This is a genomic window from Sporosarcina koreensis (assembly GCF_001531445.1).
GTDB classification, from domain to species: Bacteria; Bacillota; Bacilli; order Bacillales_A; family Planococcaceae; genus Sporosarcina; species Sporosarcina koreensis_C.
Window position 1 is genome coordinate 55,262 of record NZ_LQYA01000006.1, and the last position, 17,584, is coordinate 72,845.

Annotated in this window: 14 protein-coding genes, 1 rRNA gene, 1 pseudogene and 1 riboswitch; of the genes and pseudogenes, 4 read left to right on the top strand and 12 right to left on the bottom strand. The window is 43.0% G+C overall.

The features are described from left to right. Nucleotides 1-2: 2 nt before the first annotated feature. Nucleotides 3-1,226, bottom strand: coding sequence for a tyrosine-type recombinase/integrase (locus tag AWV70_RS02170; protein ID WP_235588519.1), 1,224 nt, complete (start codon nt 1,224-1,226; stop codon nt 3-5). Nucleotides 1,227-1,431: 205 nt separating this feature from the next. On the opposite strand from AWV70_RS02170, the gene AWV70_RS02175 reads away from it, so the two are divergent. After that, nucleotides 1,432-3,243 carry a type IA DNA topoisomerase gene (locus tag AWV70_RS02175; RefSeq protein WP_060203899.1) on the top strand — a complete coding sequence of 604 codons (1,812 nt, stop codon included), beginning with the start codon at nt 1,432-1,434 and terminating at the stop codon, nt 3,241-3,243. Between the two features lie 51 nt (nt 3,244-3,294). Here the strand turns inward: AWV70_RS02175 and AWV70_RS02180 are convergent, their stop codons facing one another. Genes AWV70_RS02180 through AWV70_RS02190 form a run of 3 tightly spaced genes read right to left on the bottom strand, consistent with a single transcriptional unit; the run spans nt 3,295 to nt 7,296 of the window. Continuing rightward, nucleotides 3,295-4,779: a sodium:solute symporter family protein gene (locus AWV70_RS02180; protein ID WP_060203901.1), complete on the bottom strand. Its 1,485-nt coding sequence runs from the start codon at nt 4,777-4,779 to the stop codon at nt 3,295-3,297. A gap of 25 nt (nt 4,780-4,804) precedes the next feature. Continuing rightward, nucleotides 4,805-5,557, bottom strand: coding sequence for an SDR family NAD(P)-dependent oxidoreductase (locus AWV70_RS02185; RefSeq protein ID WP_060203903.1), 753 nt, complete (start codon nt 5,555-5,557; stop codon nt 4,805-4,807). Nucleotides 5,558-5,568: 11 nt separating this feature from the next. Then, nucleotides 5,569-7,296: a methyl-accepting chemotaxis protein gene (locus AWV70_RS02190; protein WP_060203905.1), complete on the bottom strand. Its 1,728-nt coding sequence runs from the start codon at nt 7,294-7,296 to the stop codon at nt 5,569-5,571. Between the two features lie 103 nt (nt 7,297-7,399). Then, a riboswitch (cyclic di-GMP riboswitch) is annotated at nt 7,400-7,485 on the bottom strand. A gap of 332 nt (nt 7,486-7,817) precedes the next feature. On the opposite strand from AWV70_RS02190, the gene AWV70_RS02195 reads away from it, so the two are divergent. Both AWV70_RS02195 and AWV70_RS02200 read left to right on the top strand, forming a co-directional pair. Beyond that, nucleotides 7,818-8,393, top strand: a complete 576-nt coding sequence (locus AWV70_RS02195; protein ID WP_060203908.1) for a TetR/AcrR family transcriptional regulator — start codon at nt 7,818-7,820, stop codon at nt 8,391-8,393. A gap of 67 nt (nt 8,394-8,460) precedes the next feature. Beyond that, on the top strand, nt 8,461-9,396 hold the full coding sequence (locus AWV70_RS02200; protein WP_060203909.1) for an SDR family NAD(P)-dependent oxidoreductase: 936 nt from the start codon (nt 8,461-8,463) through the stop codon (nt 9,394-9,396). 28 nt (nt 9,397-9,424) lie between these two features. Here the strand turns inward: AWV70_RS02200 and AWV70_RS02205 are convergent, their stop codons facing one another. From AWV70_RS02205 to AWV70_RS02235, 7 genes and pseudogenes are all read right to left on the bottom strand, one after another. Further along, nucleotides 9,425-10,021: a bifunctional transcriptional activator/DNA repair enzyme AdaA gene (locus AWV70_RS02205; RefSeq protein ID WP_060203911.1), complete on the bottom strand. Its 597-nt coding sequence runs from the start codon at nt 10,019-10,021 to the stop codon at nt 9,425-9,427. Continuing rightward, a pseudogene (locus AWV70_RS02210) lies at nt 10,014-11,290 on the bottom strand (APC family permease). The gene AWV70_RS02205 and the pseudogene AWV70_RS02210 overlap by 8 nt, the downstream one beginning before the upstream one ends. Nucleotides 11,291-11,620: 330 nt before the next feature. Next, nucleotides 11,621-13,738, bottom strand: a complete 2,118-nt coding sequence (locus tag AWV70_RS02215; protein ID WP_060203915.1) for an MMPL family transporter — start codon at nt 13,736-13,738, stop codon at nt 11,621-11,623. Continuing rightward, entirely contained in the window at nt 13,738-14,136 is a 399-nt protein-coding gene (locus tag AWV70_RS02220) for a hypothetical protein (protein ID WP_060203917.1), read from the bottom strand. Before AWV70_RS02220 ends, AWV70_RS02215 begins: the two co-directional genes overlap by 1 nt. Before the next feature lie 74 nt (nt 14,137-14,210). Continuing rightward, on the bottom strand, nt 14,211-15,590 hold the full coding sequence (locus tag AWV70_RS02225; protein WP_060203919.1) for a sensor histidine kinase: 1,380 nt from the start codon (nt 15,588-15,590) through the stop codon (nt 14,211-14,213). Beyond that, the gene (locus AWV70_RS02230; protein ID WP_060203934.1) at nt 15,587-16,261 is read right to left on the bottom strand and encodes a response regulator transcription factor; all 675 of its coding nucleotides are present in this window, start codon (nt 16,259-16,261) and stop codon (nt 15,587-15,589) included. Before AWV70_RS02230 ends, AWV70_RS02225 begins: the two co-directional genes overlap by 4 nt. A 2-nt stretch (nt 16,262-16,263) precedes the next feature. Next, a complete protein-coding gene (locus tag AWV70_RS02235; RefSeq protein WP_082713425.1) occupies nt 16,264-17,079 on the bottom strand; it encodes a YihY/virulence factor BrkB family protein in 816 nt (271 codons plus the stop codon). An 86-nt stretch (nt 17,080-17,165) separates the two neighbouring features. Here AWV70_RS02235 and AWV70_RS23695 point away from each other — a divergent pair, with 86 nt between their 5' ends. Beyond that, nucleotides 17,166-17,348: a hypothetical protein gene (locus AWV70_RS23695; RefSeq protein ID WP_060203921.1), complete on the top strand. Its 183-nt coding sequence runs from the start codon at nt 17,166-17,168 to the stop codon at nt 17,346-17,348. Between the two features lie 152 nt (nt 17,349-17,500). On the opposite strand, the gene rrf is transcribed toward AWV70_RS23695, so the two are convergent. Further along, a 5S ribosomal RNA gene (gene rrf / locus AWV70_RS02245) occupies nt 17,501-17,584 on the bottom strand; the annotation flags it as partial.

A 17,584-nucleotide genomic window follows, 5' to 3' on the forward strand; every position in this document is an offset into this window, starting at 1 on the left:
AATCACTCATTCCTCGCAATTAATTTTGGTATGTAAACTTCATGCATGCTTGAAAACTTTTCTTCAATCTTTCTATGAATTCTTTCTGTCGATACCATATATGTTAACGAAGAGTTAATATTAGAATCCCCTCTGAGATGGGCGATTTCATAAGGATTCTCTGCATCTTCTGCAACCATATTGGTAAATGTTCCGCGTCCAATATGTGTGGACCACTTCATGTACTTTAGATGCTTTGCCAAAATCTTTTGTTCACTGTCCCCGTGGTTCTCAAGCAAAGCAATGAAATGGTCCTTTACTTTCTGAAAGTACTGTCGGTAACTCCTTTGCGACAAGGCTTTTCCGTCCCTATTAATGAATAAGGCATTACTTCCATCGAGCGGTTTATAAAGCTGAATATGATCCCTCAAAAGACTATGTCCCCAGTCATTTATCTCTAATACTCTCTGCGTACGAACCTTTTTTACTGATGAATGCTCTTTCAAATCTGTTCTAAAGTTTTGGTTCTGCAGCTGGAGGATAAAATCTCCTTCTTGCATCCTCCGAGCTACTTGTGTTCTTTTTAAATTTACAACCTCTGATACTCTCAGCCCACCGAATATTTGAAAATACAGACCCAGTGCTATTGGCTTGGCTACTGCTATAGCTACCTCTAACAACATAGGTATATAATTAATTGGCAAAGTGTGTTCAATTTCTTTTGGCTTTTTTGCCGGATACAGTGGATGAAAAGGTGACTCAAAATAAGTGCCTAAGTGGGTTTCCTTTTTTTCAAGCACTTGTTCAGGTACTAAGGAAATTACATCAATTTTCATAAGCCAAAAGTAGAAAAGTGTTAAAGTTCTTTCTGCATCTTTTACAGTTGAAGTTTTTACCCCTTTTAATGCTAAGTGATTAAGATAGTCTGTTCCCAGATTAATCGTCAGTTCTGTCAAGGATGAAATATTTATACTTCTCCTGTGTTCTACTAAGTAATTCAGAAATTGAACAATATTATTAGCATGCTTTCGTTGAGTGTTGAACTCTTTGTTCTTCCAGTTGTCCATAATGAACTGGCTAATTGGATGAATTACATGAACATCTAACTCTGTGTTTTTTAGACCAATAACAGCCAAATGTCTTTTTTCAATTTCACCTTTCTTATGGAATATATATTCCATCCACACTGGAACAGTAACAAACTTTATACGTTGGTTTTTATCAAGGTGAATAACATTCTTATCCAAGAACATTCCTCCTCGCTATTTATGTACATTATTAAGTGATTCCTAATATAGAAGATCTGTATTTGTTCTAACATACCAAGTATTTACTTTAAGTGCAATATCAGTTATTGTGAAATTAAGATATATCCTTGTTATTAAAGGACTATAAAGCTTAATTAGATAAACTTTATGTACAAAATTATTATGTGCAATGTTATAGAGATAAGTGGATCGTGAAGGGTCAAACATCTTCTATAGCATTTATTATCAAACGGGCGCCCGCAACCAGACAATCAAGCGGCTTTGGATCAACTCTCTTGAAGTGGATGAAGTGCGGAAAGGGTTTGCGAATTTGCGGGACAATCGCAAGGACTTGCAGCTGTACGAAGAGGCGAAGGCGCGGCAAATCAGTGATTGGCTCGTCGGCATGAACGGCTCTCGGTTATACACCCTTCTTTTGAAGGCGAAGGGCGTCCAGGAAGTGTTTCCGATTGGACGAGTGCAGTCGCCGACAGTCTATTTGATCTACCAGCGTCAGCGGGAGATCGAGACATTCGTGTCAGAGCCGTTTTTCGAAGTGGAGGCTACGTTCAAGGCTGAACACGGAACGTACAAAGGAAAGGCAAAAGCCAAAGAGCCTAAACGCGAAATCATCCAGGAACTCCTTGCGAAGCATCAAATACAGCCAAATTCTCCCGGCGTCATCACTTCTGTCATGCATACTGATAAACGGACACCACCACCGCAGCTCCATTCCTTGTCGACGTTGCAGGCGACGGCAAATCGCCGGTGGAAGACGAGCCCTGCGAACGTGTTAAAGACGATGCAGGATCTCTATGAGAAGAAACTTGTCACGTATCCGAGGACAGATGCGCGTCATATTACGCCGAATGAATTTGCGTATTTAAAGGATCAAGTCGGCGATTACCAACAGCTGATCGGCCATCCCTTCCCTGTCGCTTCTCTTGCCCCGAAGAAACGGTATGTCGACAGTTCGAAAGTCCAAGAGCATTACGCCATCATTCCGACAAAGAAAATCCCGACGCAAGCGGTACTTGGCCGTTTGTCGACGCTCGAGCGCAATTTATACGATGAAGTCGTCCGCACAATGCTGGCGATGTTCCATACCGATTATTTATTTACCGAAACGAAAGTGACGACGGATGTGAACGGCCTTCCGTTTTTCACTACGGGCAAAACGGAAAGGGATTTAGGGTGGAAGGCTTTATTCCAACGGTCAAAAGATGAAAAAGAGGACCCTGCCTTGCCGCCGCTTCACACGCAAGAAACAGTCCAATCCGATATCGGCATTAAAGAAGGCAAAACGATGCCTCCAAAACCGTACACAGAAGGCCAGCTCATCGCAATGATGAAAACTTGCGGGAAATTGGTCGAGGACAAAGAAGAAACAGATATTTTGAAAGAGATCGAGGGACTTGGGACAGAGGCGACTCGAAGCGGTATCATCGAAATGATTAAGAAGCATGGATACATTACCGTATCGAAAAACATCGTTTCGATCACGCCAAAAGGACGGGTGCTTTGTGAAGCGATCGAAGGGAATCTACTAGCGAGCCCGTCGATGACTGCAAAATGGGAATCGTATTTGCGTAAAATAGGGAACGGAGATGGAACCGGACAACATTTTCTCGATAATATCGCGAAATTCATTGCAAAGTTATTAGAAGAAGTACCGCGGCAGTTGGAGTCAAAACCGATCGATGCCTCGAAAGTTCCACCGCGGCAATCAAAGTCACGCGGCTCTTATCAAGCGGTCGAAGTCGCCCTTTGTCCAGCTTGTAAAACCGGTACCATTTTGGCACGTAAAAGTTTTTACGGTTGCAGCAACTATAAAAATGGCTGCAAGCAGACCTTTCCGGGCATTTTCCTCAAGAAGAAGCTGACACCGGCCCAAGTGAAACTCCTTTGTACAAAAGGGAAAACGAATACGATAAAAGGATTTACCGCAAATAATGGCAATAAGTTCGATGCCAGCCTTACATTGGAAAACGGGAAGCTAAATTTGGTGTTCCAATAGAAAAATCCACTTGAGCCCTAGGGACCCAAGTGGATTTTTTACATTCTACTATTAAACATTCAATTCTTCTTTACTTCCTACATCATCCAAAGACTTATCTCTTCCAACCTTATGCATGTCCAACACATGCTGGGATGGTGGAATCAGGAAGCTTAACACAACAATCGTTACTCCTGAAACGATAACGCCGGAGAAGACTGGCATATGCCATAATTCATCCAACAAGCCAATGAATCCTTCAGAAGTCGTCGTTGGACCTGGTACGCCCGTAATCGATGTAACCATGTAATAGATAAGCCCAACGGTAATGCTAGCCCAGACAGCTGGCGTGCTCACCCGTTTCCAGAACGGGCCTAATACGATCGGCCAGAACAGCGTAACGAACACGATATCCCACGCCAAGTACGCTAAGTCGATTACTTTTTGTGCACCGATCGCCAATACTAAGCCTAATGCGGCACTTAACAGAATGATACTTCTTGATATGAACAATAGCTTTTTCGGTTCAGGATTTTTATTGATGAAATCCAAGTAAATGTTTTTCGTCACGATTCCTGAAGTTGCCACGTAGCAAGCTGCTACAGTCGACATCCCCATCGCCGCCATCGCAGTTAAGAAGATGGCCGCTAAAATCGGTGGGAAGTATCCTTGCGCAAAAGCAAGCATTAATGTTTCCGGATTGGAGCTATTCGGGTAAATCGACTTGAACGCTTCCCCTAACATGCCCGGAATCCAGCTGATCGCAATGACAATGGAACCCGCGATGATCATACTCTTCTGGGCGACACGCGGGCTTTTCGCCGCGGCAACCCTTTGCCCTAAATCGACTGCAGGGATGTCCCCTAACGCCAATACTAAGTACAGCGTCCAGAACTCTACCCCGCCCCGGTTCAATAATTCACTAATATTCCACCATTCCGGATTGAACGTAACGTCCGGATAATAAAAGAAAATGAAAATCGTGATTCCCAATATACCTGCAATGGCAAGTGCGCCTTGCACAATTTCCGTATAGGCAACCGCCCATAAACCGCCAATGACAGAGTACAATGCCGTCAACGACACGAACAGTATGGCAGCTGGGATAAAGTCAATTTGGAAAAGCTGCTGGATAATATATGTGCCGCCAACTGTCAATGCTGCAGCGTTGAAGACACCGAAAGCGACAGCCATCACGATGCCCGTATACGCACCTAACTTTTTGCTTCCATAACGTAATCCGTAATAATCGGCCAATGTCCAGCCTCTTAATCTTCTAAGCGGCTTCGTCCAGATGAGCGCCCCTAAAATCATACATGTTCCGAGGCCTCCCATTGTCGCGGAACCTTCAAAACCGCCGCTCGTATAGCCTGAACCGATTGCTGCGAAGAAAAATGGAGCTGCTAACATCGCAGCAACCAAGCTGCCCGTCACGACAGGCAGCGGCATGCTCCATCCTGCTACAATCAAATCTTCGGCTGTATTTACCCGCTTATAGCCTTTGTAACCAATATAGTAAATAAAAATCAAGTACAATCCAAATACAACAATATTCATTGTTCCGTATACTCCTGTCTATTTCTTAGCCATTCATGACGACGCCGCCATTTGGCGTTAAAATTTGTCCAGTATAGAAATTTGCGTTGTCCGATGCTAAAAACAAGACGCTCTTTGCAATTTCTTCCGGTTGAGCCAAGCGCTTCAGCGGATATTTAGCCGATTCTTCTTCGACATAATTATCTCCGAATGCGCTTAAGATATTTGTATGTGTACCGCTTGGCGCTACTGCGTTCACTAAAATATTTGGAGCCAATTCACGTGCCAATGCTTTCGTAAATGCATTGATGCCGCCTTTTGCAGCTGAATAATGGGCGAACTCTTCACATCCTAAGCTGCCGATATCTGAAGAGATATTAATGATCTTTCCTTTGTTTTGTTGCTTCATTCTCTTTGCCGCTTCACGACTGTTATTAAAACAGCCGTAAAGATGGACTTTAATCATTCGATCCCATTGCTCATCCGTCATCTCCGTAATCGGAGCGTCTTGTGCAAATCCTGCGTTATTCACTAAAATATCAATGCCGCCAAGCTGTTCATCCATATATGCGTACATGTCGCAGACTTGGCTTGAGTCGGATACATCCGCAAGATACGTCAATGCACGGACTCCGTGTTTTTCGACCTCTTGGCGGGTTTGCTCGGCAATTTCTTGATCACCGATATAGTTAATCAAAACGTTTGCCCCGTTCTCGGCAAATTGGAGGGCGATCGCTTTGCCGATTCCCATGCTAGAGCCGGTAACAAGCACGTTTTTACCTTCAAGACCTAACTTCATTCCATTTCACCTCATAATTCAAATCGTTTGATCAATGACTGCAGCTCTTCTGCTGTTTTGTCCAATGATTCGGATGCCTCGATTACTTCTTGCATTGACCGTACTTGTTCATTCGTCAAGTTCGAAACGTTAATCGACAGATCAGCTGATTGCTGTGATGCTATTTTCATATTCGTAACCGACGCGGCCACTTCTTCTGAAGAGGCGGAAATTTCTTGTGATGCAGCCGAAATTTCTTGGATTTGATCCGCAACTTGCTCAGCAGAGAGAACAATCTCTTGGAAGATGTCTCCGGCTTTCGCTGTTTGATCCATCCCGACGCGCACATTCTCTTTCCCTTTTTCCATGACTAACAATGAGTCATTTGAGTTAGACTGGATGTGATTGATGAGCTTATAAATTTCGGAAGCTGAATGAGCTGATTGCTCCGCCAATTTCTTCACTTCTCCCGCTACAACAGCGAAGCCTTTTCCATGCTCACCCGCTCTCGCCGCCTCAATCGCCGCATTCAAGGCCAATAAATTCGTTTGTTCTGCAATCGCTGTAATAATATCTACAATGTTGCTAATACGGTTGGAGTTTTCATTCAAACCTTGAATTGTTTCATCAATTTGATTGACGGATTCATTGATCAATTGCATTTGGTCGATGACTTGCTGAATGACTTCGTTTCCTTCCTTCGCAGCATTTGAAGTGAAATACGATGATTCTGACACGGTTTGTGCAGATTCTGCGATACGTTGAATGCTCGTTGCAGACTCTTCCATGGCAGAAGCTGTTTCTACTGTCATGACCATAGTCGTTTCAGCGTTTTTCGCAAGATGATCGATTTCTTTAGAAACATTCGTCGCATTGCGATAAGATTCTTCAGCAGTTGTCGTCAGCTGTGTTGCAGACGACGCAACGATATTCGACGTGTTTCGGATATTCATAATAACGTGCTGCAAATTGGATACCATCTCTTTAATGGAACCGGATAGTTTTCCGACCTCATCTTTTGATTCATCCAATTCCACATCACGCAAATCGCCGCCTGCCACTTGATTGGCAATGAGAACTGCTTTGTTCAACGGGCTGAGCAAACGGATAATCGTAAAAAATAGGACCGCAAACAAAATGACCAGCCCGATCACTGCAATAACAATTTGCTTCGTAATGCTTTTTTGAATAATCGCTTCGATATAGTCGGCTGAATAGTCGATGCCTAAGAGAGCGATCGTATTTCCTTTTTGATCCTGTATTGGACTAAATACCGTTCTCCACGATCCAAAGGTGTCTTCAAAAATGCTTGTCACTGCCGGCTTGCCATTTTCAATAGCCTGCTCTGCAGCTGTCATATGTTCGGGTGCAATATCAGTGAACAATTCGCCGACTTCATACACTTCGTTCAAATTATTCGTATAGCCAACAGTGTTGACACCGCCATCTTCCATCTTCCAAATATAGCTCCAAAACATAATGCCTTGCTGTTCCAAAATATGATCCAACTGATTCTGGACCTTTACGAAATCGGGATCTGATTCCCCTCTTGCATCAAAAACTTTTTCTACGTCTTTCGCATCCAACTGCATCGCCGTCAAGAGACCGACACTTTTCAGCTCTTGCTCAAGATCGCTTTCCAGCTGATTTTTCAGTTGAGAAATGCTTTGGATCGTTGTTACAGCGAACAAAGCGATGACAATCGCAAAAACAGTAAGTAACAATTTGAATTTAAGCGGAATGTTTTTTAACAAACGCATACCTTTTCTGCTCCTCCATCTGTATTAATTTTTTTATACATTAAAAAATGCCCATTTCAATATAAGAAATAGGCAAAATAAAAAACCAGAAAAACATCCAGTTTCATGCGGCTCGGCCATCATTGCAACAACTGCTTTAGACCCGGAGCTTTGCGTCCCTCTCTTTCGAAAGGTTTGCCAACTATATCACTAGTAAATAGTACCATATGTTTTTATATACAGCAATAAAAAGTCCTATTTTTAAGAAATAAACAATTACATTCATACTACCAGTCGTAGGATTATTGATACTTCATTAAACTAATCAAAACCTTATACTTTTGAGCTATTCAACAACTACTTATACATTAAAGTTTGACGAGATGAGTGACCAAGACCTAACTATGATTAGCAAACATCCCCCGCTTTATCGTCCATTATGAACAGAACTTTTGCACTGCATTAGACATACAGTTGACAATTGACAATAATTCCAAAGCTTGATATCATTTATTTGAACAGTGGTCAAACGAGGAGGAGCTATGTCATCTCGAAAATCTGCGCAACGTGATCTAACTCGTGAAATGATCATGGATGCTGCAAGGGATTTATTTATCGTAAAAGGATACCAACACGTTTCGATGCGTCAAATAGCGAAAGAGCTTGGGTATAGCCACGGAGCTATTTATTATCACTTTACTAATAAAGCAGAGCTATTTTATGCACTCGTGCAAAAGCATTTCGGCATGTTAGAACATAAGCTGATAGAGCTCGCACAAGCCACTCTCGCCCCGCGGGAAAAGCTTGAAGCCATCTTGCTTGGCTATATCGAATTTGGGTTAAACCATCAAAGCCATTATGAAATCATGTTTTTAATCAAAGATGAAGAAGTGCGAGACTATCTTAATCAAAGCCCAATCGAAACGTATGAATTGTTCGCCCAAACCGTGCATAGTTTGAGTGAGAAGCAGCTTTCCATTCAAGAGATTTGGTCTATTTTCTTATCTTTGCATGGGTTTGTTACACACTATTTACGCCATGTGCTCCAATACGAAGACGTTTTGGATATGGCAAAAGCACATGTTCAGTTTCTGTTGAAAGGTATATTTCAAAGTTAGCCGTTTATCGGCTTACTTTTTTCACCTCATTTGAACAGTGGTCAAATAATAATTTGGGGGTTTTTATATGAAAAGAGCACTTGTATTAGGAGCGTCAGGCGGCATGGGCTATTCGCTTGTGAATGAATTAATTAGCAGAGGCGTGGAAGTGATTGCATTCGCACGGTCAGCGCAGAAACTGAGGAATTTGTTTGAAGAGAGAGAGGGAATCACCATTCAAGCAGGAGATATTTTTAATCTACAAGATCTCATTACCGCCTCTGAAAACGTTGACGTCATTTTCCAAGCGGCTAATATCCCTTATCCCGAATGGGAGGATAAGCTAGTCCCTTTCATTGGAAATGTCTTAAAGGCAGCAACACCCCAGAATACAAAGCTTGTCATGATTGAGAATATATATGCTTATGGCAGATCGAACGGTAGTAAAGTAACGGAAAGTGCATCGAAACAACCGAATACAAAAAAGGGAAAAATCCGTTTGCACGTAGAGCAGCTGGTCAAGCAATCAAACGTTCCAACGATCATCGCACATTTCCCCGATTTTTATGGACCGAACGCCAAAAATACACAATTGCACTTTACTTTAAAGGATGCCGTTCAGCATAAAAAAGCTATGTTCGTCGGAAACCAAACGATTGCAAGGGAGTTCATTTACACGCCAGACGGAGCGAAAGCCGCGGTCAACTTATCGATGCATGACAATGCGTACGGCCATAACTACAATATTCCTGGCTATGATGTCATTACCGGTGAAGAAATCGTTCAGATCATCCGTGAACTATCCGGATACGATAAACCTGTCCGGACTGTTTCTAAAAATATGATTCGATTCTTAGGTCTTTTCAATGCAAATATGCGTGAGGTCGTTGAAATGTTCTATTTGAATGAAGAGCCGGTTGTGTTAGATGGCACTAAATACGAATTGGAAATCGGTCCCCTACCTCGCACATCCTATCGGGAAGGAATCAAACAGACGTTACAATACATGGCCCACTCGAAATGAATAATTGAAAAAAAGCCAATCAATAAATTCAGTCCTGATTCTGATTCGAGCTATTATTAACCTGAAGAGTACGAAATTGGTTCGGTGAGAATCCTGTATTTCTCTTAAATGCACTGTAAAAACTAGAGATGCTTTGATATCCTATTTGGTAACCAATCTGTGTACTATTAAATTCCGTAGTTAAAAGTAATTCCTTCGCTTTATTTACTCTAAATTTTTCTAAGTACATTCGAGGCGTGCACCCTATTCGTTCTTTAAAAATCCGATTTAAGTGAAAGCGACTAACTCCCACATTTGATGCAATATCGTCTAAAGACAAATTTTGAATATAATTATTTTTTATCAAGCGGATAGTATCTTCTAAAATAAAAGTAAGCGGATCATATTTTCTAAAACATAAATCAGGTCTGCATCTTTTACAGGGTCTATATCCCGCCTTTTGGGCTTCAGCAGCAGATCCAAAAAAAGAAACATTCTCATCGTTAGGAACCCTAGACTTGCAAGAAGGACGACAGAATATCCCTGTTGTTTTTACTGCGTAAAAGAATACCCCATCATAAGTGGCATCACATGATATGGTTGCTTTCCACATCGAATCCTTTGAAAGGTAATTTTGATTACTCATTGGATTTCAAGCCCCCTTATAGGCAAAAATATTTTTACTCAAAATCATATATACTGCATAAATTGCTAACACAACTAATGGTACAAATATATACAACTGAAAAAATGGAATTACCAATAAACATAAAATCAAAGAGGTCAAGGATGCCCACCATGCTAATGTGTTCCTTTTAAATAATTTTACGCCTGCCGCCATAGAAAGAACATAAACTATAATCCCGAGTGAGGTTGGAATAAATAAAATATCATCAAATGTCAGTGTTAAAGCTCCCGTCACTATTACACCAGTTATCGAAAAACAGATAATAAATAATACCATTCGTCTTGGAATATGAGTAGTTACATGTCGTTTTGAAAAAAACTTTGGAAAAGCCCCATCCCTACTTAATGAATATCCTAATTGCGTGAGACTGGCTACAAAAGCATTGGATGTCCCTGTACAAATAATTAACGCCAAAATTGCAGTGACGATTTTAGCCCCTACTCCTATTGTATCTTCCATCATAACACCAATAGGAGATAGGCTGCTTTCTTGATTGCCATACGTTACTGTTCCAATAGTTACAAGGCTTAATCCTAAAAATAATAGTCCTATTATAACTGCACTAATAATTGAAGCTTTGACAATATCTTTTTCTGGCCTTTTAAAGTGCTCCGCTAAATTACAAATTGCTTCCCACCCGAAAAAGGACCAGAAAATAACCGTTATAGCACTCCCAACTGAAAACCATCCATTTGGGGCAAAGGGAATAAAATTCTCCCATTGTATTCTTGAAAAAGATACACATACAGCTACCAGCAAAAGAATCAGCAATAAAGAACTTAATGCCAATGCAACTTTCCCACTAACGTCTACGCCATAATAATTGAACGCCCCCGCAATTACTAATATCACAATAGCAACTACTGCTGTTGTAAGACTTGATAATCCAAATGCCTGACCGACATAATAGGCGCCAGTTAAGGAAACGATTGTTTGACCAACTGCCGCTGTTACAAAGTAAAACCATCCAACGATATTACCAAAGTGAAACCCGAAGGAATTTCTTACAAAGATTGCTGCTCCACCTGCATCAGGGTACTTTTTTGCTAGACTAGCGAAGGAGTAAGCAAGTGGAAAACTAATTAATATCACAATAATCCAAGACAATATAGATGCAGGTCCCGCCATTGAAGCAGTTACTCCAGATAAAAAAAGAACACCGGAACCTAATATAGCAGCAATATATAACGCGACCCCTTGATATAATCCAATTGATTTGTTATTCATAATCTCATCTCCTTTATAGTAAGTAGTGTACTAGTAAGAAGATGAACAATTCTTCCTGTTTTTTGCGGTTCAATTCACTCTTTAAAAATAGTTTGGATCGTTTTTATAAATCGAATTATAGATAGTCTATTGGATAACAAAATAATCCTCATGGTAGCCAATAACTTCTTTGCGCCTTTCCACCTTGCTGTTTTAAGAGTTAAAAACCCCATATATGTAATACCCTAAAGTAAAGAAGAAATAAAACAGACGTTAGAATACATGGCCCACTCGAAATGAATAATTGAAAAAACGCCACTCCCATATAGAGGAAGTGACGTTTTTCATTGATTACATACGCTTCGGCCAAAAACTCCATTTGCCCAGCAGCACTAATACAGCAGGAATGAGCAACGGTCTGACGATGAACGTGTCGATTAAAATGCCGAGTGCCATTATGAAACCGAATAGCTTCAACTCATAAATTGGCATTGTCGCAAGCACAAGGAACGTCGCCGCTAAGATTAGTCCCGCGGAACTGATGACTCCTCCCGTACGCTCCACCCCTTTTCGCACTGCATCGTCAAATGGCATCACTTTCATCTCTTCCCGGATTCTTGCGATGAGCATGATGGAATAATCGACGCCAAGTGCAACAAGGAAGACAAATGCATATAGCGGAATCCTGTAGCTCAATCCTTCAAGGTCCAGGAACACGCCGAATAAGAAGTACGCCAAGCCTACTGTAGCCGCAAACGACAGTAAGATGCTTCCGATCATGTAAATCGGCGCTACAATCGACCTCGTTTGGAAGCCTAACATAATCGTGATCAAAACAGTCATTAAGATCATGACAATCCACGTATCCCGGTCATTGATGTCCCTCAAATCGGCATTGATCGCCGTTTCACCCGAAATATACAATGTCGTATCTGATAGATTAGCTTCCTTCAAGATCTTTTCGCTATCTTCCCGAAGCTTCAAGACCGCATCGAACGCTTCCTCGTCATAAGGGTTACCTGCAAACGTTACAGAGAATTTCGCGGCATTACCGTCTTCATTCAAAGGATTGCCTTGTGTCGTTATTTGGGCAATGGCAGGATCTTCTTCAATCCGTTCAATCACTGCCTTCATTTCTTCCATGCCTAATTCATTATCAGAAACGAACAGCAATGTACCCGGCGCTAAGCTTCCTTCCGAAAAATCCGCCCCTAACCGCTCATATCCAACCCTGGATGAAAGATCCTCTGGAAAAGAAGCGATCAAATCATAGGACTCTTTCATATTTGTCATATTCCATGCACCAAGCCCGAGCAATAATAAAATCGGAATCATGAAGAGGAACGGCTTTTTCGTAACGACGGCCGCCACTTTCCCCCAAACCGTTTTCTTTTCTACCGTCTTCTCTCCGTATTTCGGGATGACTGGCCAGAACGCTTTCCTGCCAATCAATGCAAATAATGCCGGCAATAACGTCAATCCTGCAATCAACATTGCCCCCGCCGCAATTGCAAATACGGGCGCAAAATTACGGTACGGCTCATACAGAGCAAAAAACAATGTCGCAACGCCCAAAACGATCGTGCTGCCGCTGAAGAAAATCGGCTCCTTTACGTGGCGCATCGTTTCTTTCATCGCAACGTTGGCATCCTCATGCACCTTCAATTCCTCTCGATAGCGGGAGAAGATGAGTAATGAATAATCCGTAACTACCGCAAATAAAAGGATCGTCATAATTGACAGCGCTTGGCTATCAACGCCAAACCAGCCTTGTGCAGTCGTGAATCCGACGACTCTATCGACAACCGCATAAACGATCCCAGCGCCCAACAAAGGGATGAACGTCAATAGTGGCGAGCGATAAATGATTAATAACAGAACCAAAATAAGTCCTACAGTAGATAGCAACAGGACAATATCCGCTTGGCTGAAAAGTTCGACTGCGTCTGAAGCGATTCCAGCCGGCCCCGTCCAAGACAATTCAATTCCATCTGCTACTTGACCGCCGACAGACTCCTTAACGGATTGAACTAACTTGTTCATATCTTTTCCTTCAAGATTTTGCGGCAATGATAGTGGGACGAAAAATGTTTTTTCATTCTCCGATAGGAAAGATGCGCGCTGCTCCGGCTGTAGTTTGGATAAAGGAATGACATCCACCTCTTCAAACGCTTCATCCTCTTTCAATGACTCAATAGCTTGCGCAAAATTGACGACCTCTTCGTCCGATAGTCCGCTATCCTTATGGAACACTGCAAACAGCGGCATTCCGCCGTCATTCGGAAAATATTTCTCCAGTTGATGGGTCGCTACAATGGAAGGTGCGTCAGACGGCAGACCTGCGTCTTTATTGGCAACAACATTTTCTTTGCTTCCCGGCGCAATCGCGGTCAACAGAATTGTAAGCAGAAGCCAAATTCCAATAGATAGCCACCAAAGCCGCCTTCCTTTAAGTCTCCCTGCAGTCATTAGCGTCTTCCTTCTCTCTCAATAAGAAATGTCACTAAAACAAATAGAACAAAGCTGATGAGCAGAACGCTTCCTCCAACAATATAGAAAATGAGCGAGAATGTTTCATTCACACCGAACGGGTTCATAAACTGCAACCACATTCCTGCTGTCAGACCGATGGATCCGATGATTGCGGTCCAACCATGTGCAGCAACCATCTTTTTCGCGCGGACTTTGTAGATTTTGTAGAAGACGCCCCAAGCGAAGACCGATAACCAACCGACAACAAGGATATGCGCGTGAATCGGACGGAAAGCATATGATCCCGCCCCCGCCATATGGGATCCTAGAAATGCTCCGATCACTCCAAAAATTGCTGAAATCCTAATAAGCCTTATACTCCATTTCTCTTGCATGTTATTTCCTCCTATCTCGTTTATGTTATATTCCTATCATAGAAGGCCAATATGAACGGAACATGAACAACAGATTACAATTTTGGTAGTATGATTGTAAATGTCGTGCCGACCCCTTCCTTGCTATCAATCTGCACCAGGCCCCCGTGGAGCTTCACAACTTGATGAACGATGGAAAGTCCAAGCCCTGTCCCCTCGACTTGTTGCGTCCTGGAATGATCGACTCGGTAAAAGCGGTCAAACAGCCTGCTCAAATGCTGCTCCGCAATTCCCGCTCCGTTATCCTGGATTGCAACTTTCACCTCGTCTTTTCCTTCCGTCAGACGAATGTCAATTTCTCCGCCCACCTCCGTATATTTCAACGCATTGGAAAGCAGGTTTTCCCATACTTTTTCAAGGAAGGCGGGATCTCCTGTTACCGCGACTTCATCCAATTCCATGACGAGCGACATCTCCTTCTCCTCCAGAAGCCATCTTTGTTTTCGAATGACTTCTTTTAATTGCTCATCCAGACGAAATTTGATTGGTTTCAAAGGAGACTCTAATTGATCGAGTGACGTCAATAGCAATAATTGCTTCGTCAATAAAGAGAGCCGTTCCGTTTCGGATTGAATGACTTTCGCATAGTTTTGCCGCTCCTGTTCAGGCAAGCCACTATCCATCAGCAAATTGGCATATCCTTTAATGTTAAGCAAAGGCGACTGAAAATCATGTGATACGTCGCTAATGAACTCTTTACGCATCCGGTCATTTTCACTGAGCTTCTCGGTCATCCGCTGAAAGCTTTGCGCCAGCTGGCCGATCTCATCACGCCGGGTAATATCAAGAGATCCAGTGAACTTTTCTTCGCCGACTTTTTTCGCTGCCGCAGTTAGCTTCGTGATCGGTTCAATCAACTTTTTTGCAACGATCAGCATCGACAACAGGCTGACAATCGCCATGACGACTACCATGCCGCCCAATAAGTAGTGAACTTCCGTGAACAGCAATTTAATATCCGGCCTCATGAAAAGGGCATAAGTTTCCCCATTGTATGTAAACGGAACGCCTACTGTGTTCGCAAGTTCATCCGAAAAAAAACCGGTCATGAACGTCTCCGTTTTCAAATCCCGCATTCCGTGGTACAGCTGACCATTCAGCACTTTATCCACCGAAGCTGGTCTCAAATTCTCCAGCCGGAAAGGTGCTCCATACAGAGTTGCCTGACGGCTATCGTTCACGACAAATAATTTATAGCCAGAGGTCGCTTGCGTGCTGAAGTAACCCGCCAGATCGGCAGGCTCCTCCGTCTCGATGTATTCAGCCATCGTGAGTGCAATATTCATGTTCTTTGCGTCATTTTGCCCTTTCAATTGCTGATGATAATATGTATTCACCACAAGAAATGCAACGACAGCGCTTGTCAGCATGATGCCCGTTGTGAAGGAGAGGAATTTTCCGTAAAGGGATCTCATGTACTCGACACCTCGAGCTTATAACCGACTCCGCGGACTGTCGTTATGCGAACATCTTCCGGCAACCCTTCCAGCTTATCGCGCAGCCGTTTGATATGGACGTTCAGCGTCTGCTCATCCCCTTCATAATCGAAGCCCCAGACGCGTTCAATAAGGAAGTCACGCTCAAACACCTGATTCGGCTTAGATGCAAGGACAGACAGCAGCTCAAACTCCTTCAATGGCAGCAACAGCACTTTTTTCCCAATAGACACTTCATAGCTTTGCCTGTTGATCTTAAGCGGCCCTGCCTGTATGAGTACATCGACTGCCTTGTCATATCTCCGTAAGATGGCATTGATTCTGAATAAAAGCTCCCTCGGCTCAAACGGTTTGACAACATAATCGTCAGACCCGGCCAAAAAGCCTTTCTCCTTATCCTCCAGCTCCCCTTTCGCCGTTAGCAATAAAACCGGGATATCCGCTTCCGCCCGTAGCCTCTTCGTCAATTCAAACCCATCCATCCCGGGCATCATGACGTCAACAACCGCCAAATCGGGAAGTTGTTCCTCTAGCTTTTCAAGTGCCTGCGCGCCACTTGCCGCCTTGAACACTTCATACCCCGACTGGGATAAATGGATACTCACTAACTCCAATATATTCGGATCATCATCCACTACAAGTATTTTCATAATCATCTTCCCTTTCCTTTTAAAAATGCCCGGCTCTCTGCGTTGAGCAATCCTGAAACCATCAGGATGACTGCAGTCAAATAAAACCAAAGGACGAGTAGGATAATCCCGGACAGCTGTCCATAGAGCTTCGTATAATCGACATTTGCCACATAGCTTCCGAAAAATAGCGAGAACAGCTGCCAGCCGATTGCAGAGAAAATCGCACCCGGCAACACTTCCTTCACTCTCATTCTACCTGTCGGAACAACTTTGTAAAACAATAGGAAAAACAGGAACAAAAACAAAGTCCCAAGACCCCACTTCACCATCGGCCAAACGGTCTTCCAGCCGCGCCATTGCTCGACCGTATCATAATACGTAACCACTTCGTGCAACGCCCTTTCGACTACCGGAAGAAATAGGGACAAAGAAAGAACTAGCATGAATAATAATGTAACTCCCAAATCCCGGATCAACACTTTCCAAAATGCATATCGCCTGACATACCCATACGCCTGATCCAACGAGCGTGCCAATGATTGCACAGCAACTGACGACAACCAAAAAGCGACAGCCAAGCTCGTGTATAAAACATTCCCCTGCACCTTGAAAATAATCGCCCGTACATTCTGTTCAATGATCACATACGCCTCACTAGGCGCAAACGGACGAAGGAACGCTAAAAACATCTCCTCATCTACAGGCAAATAACTAAGCAAGGAGAACAGGAAGATGAGAAAAGGAAACATCGATAACAGCAAATAATACGCAGTCTGCGCCGCCTGATCGAAAAAACGCTCCTTGAAAAACCTTTTCGCTACATTACGTACAATCACCTTCCCCCACCTCCTCCCTTCAATATACCCTATTCTTCCAGAAGAAATTGAATGCGTAGAAAGAAATTTAACTGGAGTGGTTTGCTTTGAATGTTGGGGGGGCTTTATGGGGGGATTGGAGATTTTTGAGGGAGTTTGAAGGGGTTCAGAGGTTTTTTGCCCGTTTCGAGGCTTGGGAGCTTGGCAGCATGGGCGGGGGCTACTATATGAGCGGAGAGCGGCTTTATGAGCGGATAAGGGAGTTTATGAGCGCTTGGGCGGATTTATGAGCGGATGAGAGGATTTATGAGCGGATGAGAGAATTTATGAGCGTGGAAGAACATCGTATTTTAATCTATATAATATCGCGCCAAATGCCTTTTTGCTTGAAAAGAACTAATTGTAAACACAAAAAAACCATCCCCCACAGGGGATGGCCTTTGCCCGGCGACGTCCTACTCTCACAGGGGGAAGCCCCCTACTACCATCGGCGCTGAAGAGCTTAACTTCCGTGTTCGGTATGGGA

Coding starts and splice junctions, on each gene's coding strand:
- AWV70_RS02185 (WP_060203903.1), bottom strand. CDS start 5,557: ATGAAGTTAGGTCTTGAAGGTAAAAACGTGCTTGTTACCGGCTCTAGC.
- AWV70_RS02220 (WP_060203917.1), bottom strand. CDS start 14,136: ATGCAAGAGAAATGGAGTATAAGGCTTATTAGGATTTCAGCAATTTTT.
- AWV70_RS02205 (WP_060203911.1), bottom strand. CDS start 10,021: ATGAGTAATCAAAATTACCTTTCAAAGGATTCGATGTGGAAAGCAACC.
- AWV70_RS02190 (WP_060203905.1), bottom strand. CDS start 7,296: ATGCGTTTGTTAAAAAACATTCCGCTTAAATTCAAATTGTTACTTACT.
- AWV70_RS02225 (WP_060203919.1), bottom strand. CDS start 15,590: ATGAGATCCCTTTACGGAAAATTCCTCTCCTTCACAACGGGCATCATG.
- AWV70_RS02200 (WP_060203909.1), top strand. CDS start 8,461: ATGAAAAGAGCACTTGTATTAGGAGCGTCAGGCGGCATGGGCTATTCG.
- AWV70_RS02215 (WP_060203915.1), bottom strand. CDS start 13,738: ATGACTGCAGGGAGACTTAAAGGAAGGCGGCTTTGGTGGCTATCTATT.
- AWV70_RS02180 (WP_060203901.1), bottom strand. CDS start 4,779: ATGAATATTGTTGTATTTGGATTGTACTTGATTTTTATTTACTATATT.
- AWV70_RS02230 (WP_060203934.1), bottom strand. CDS start 16,261: ATGAAAATACTTGTAGTGGATGATGATCCGAATATATTGGAGTTAGTG.
- AWV70_RS02195 (WP_060203908.1), top strand. CDS start 7,818: ATGTCATCTCGAAAATCTGCGCAACGTGATCTAACTCGTGAAATGATC.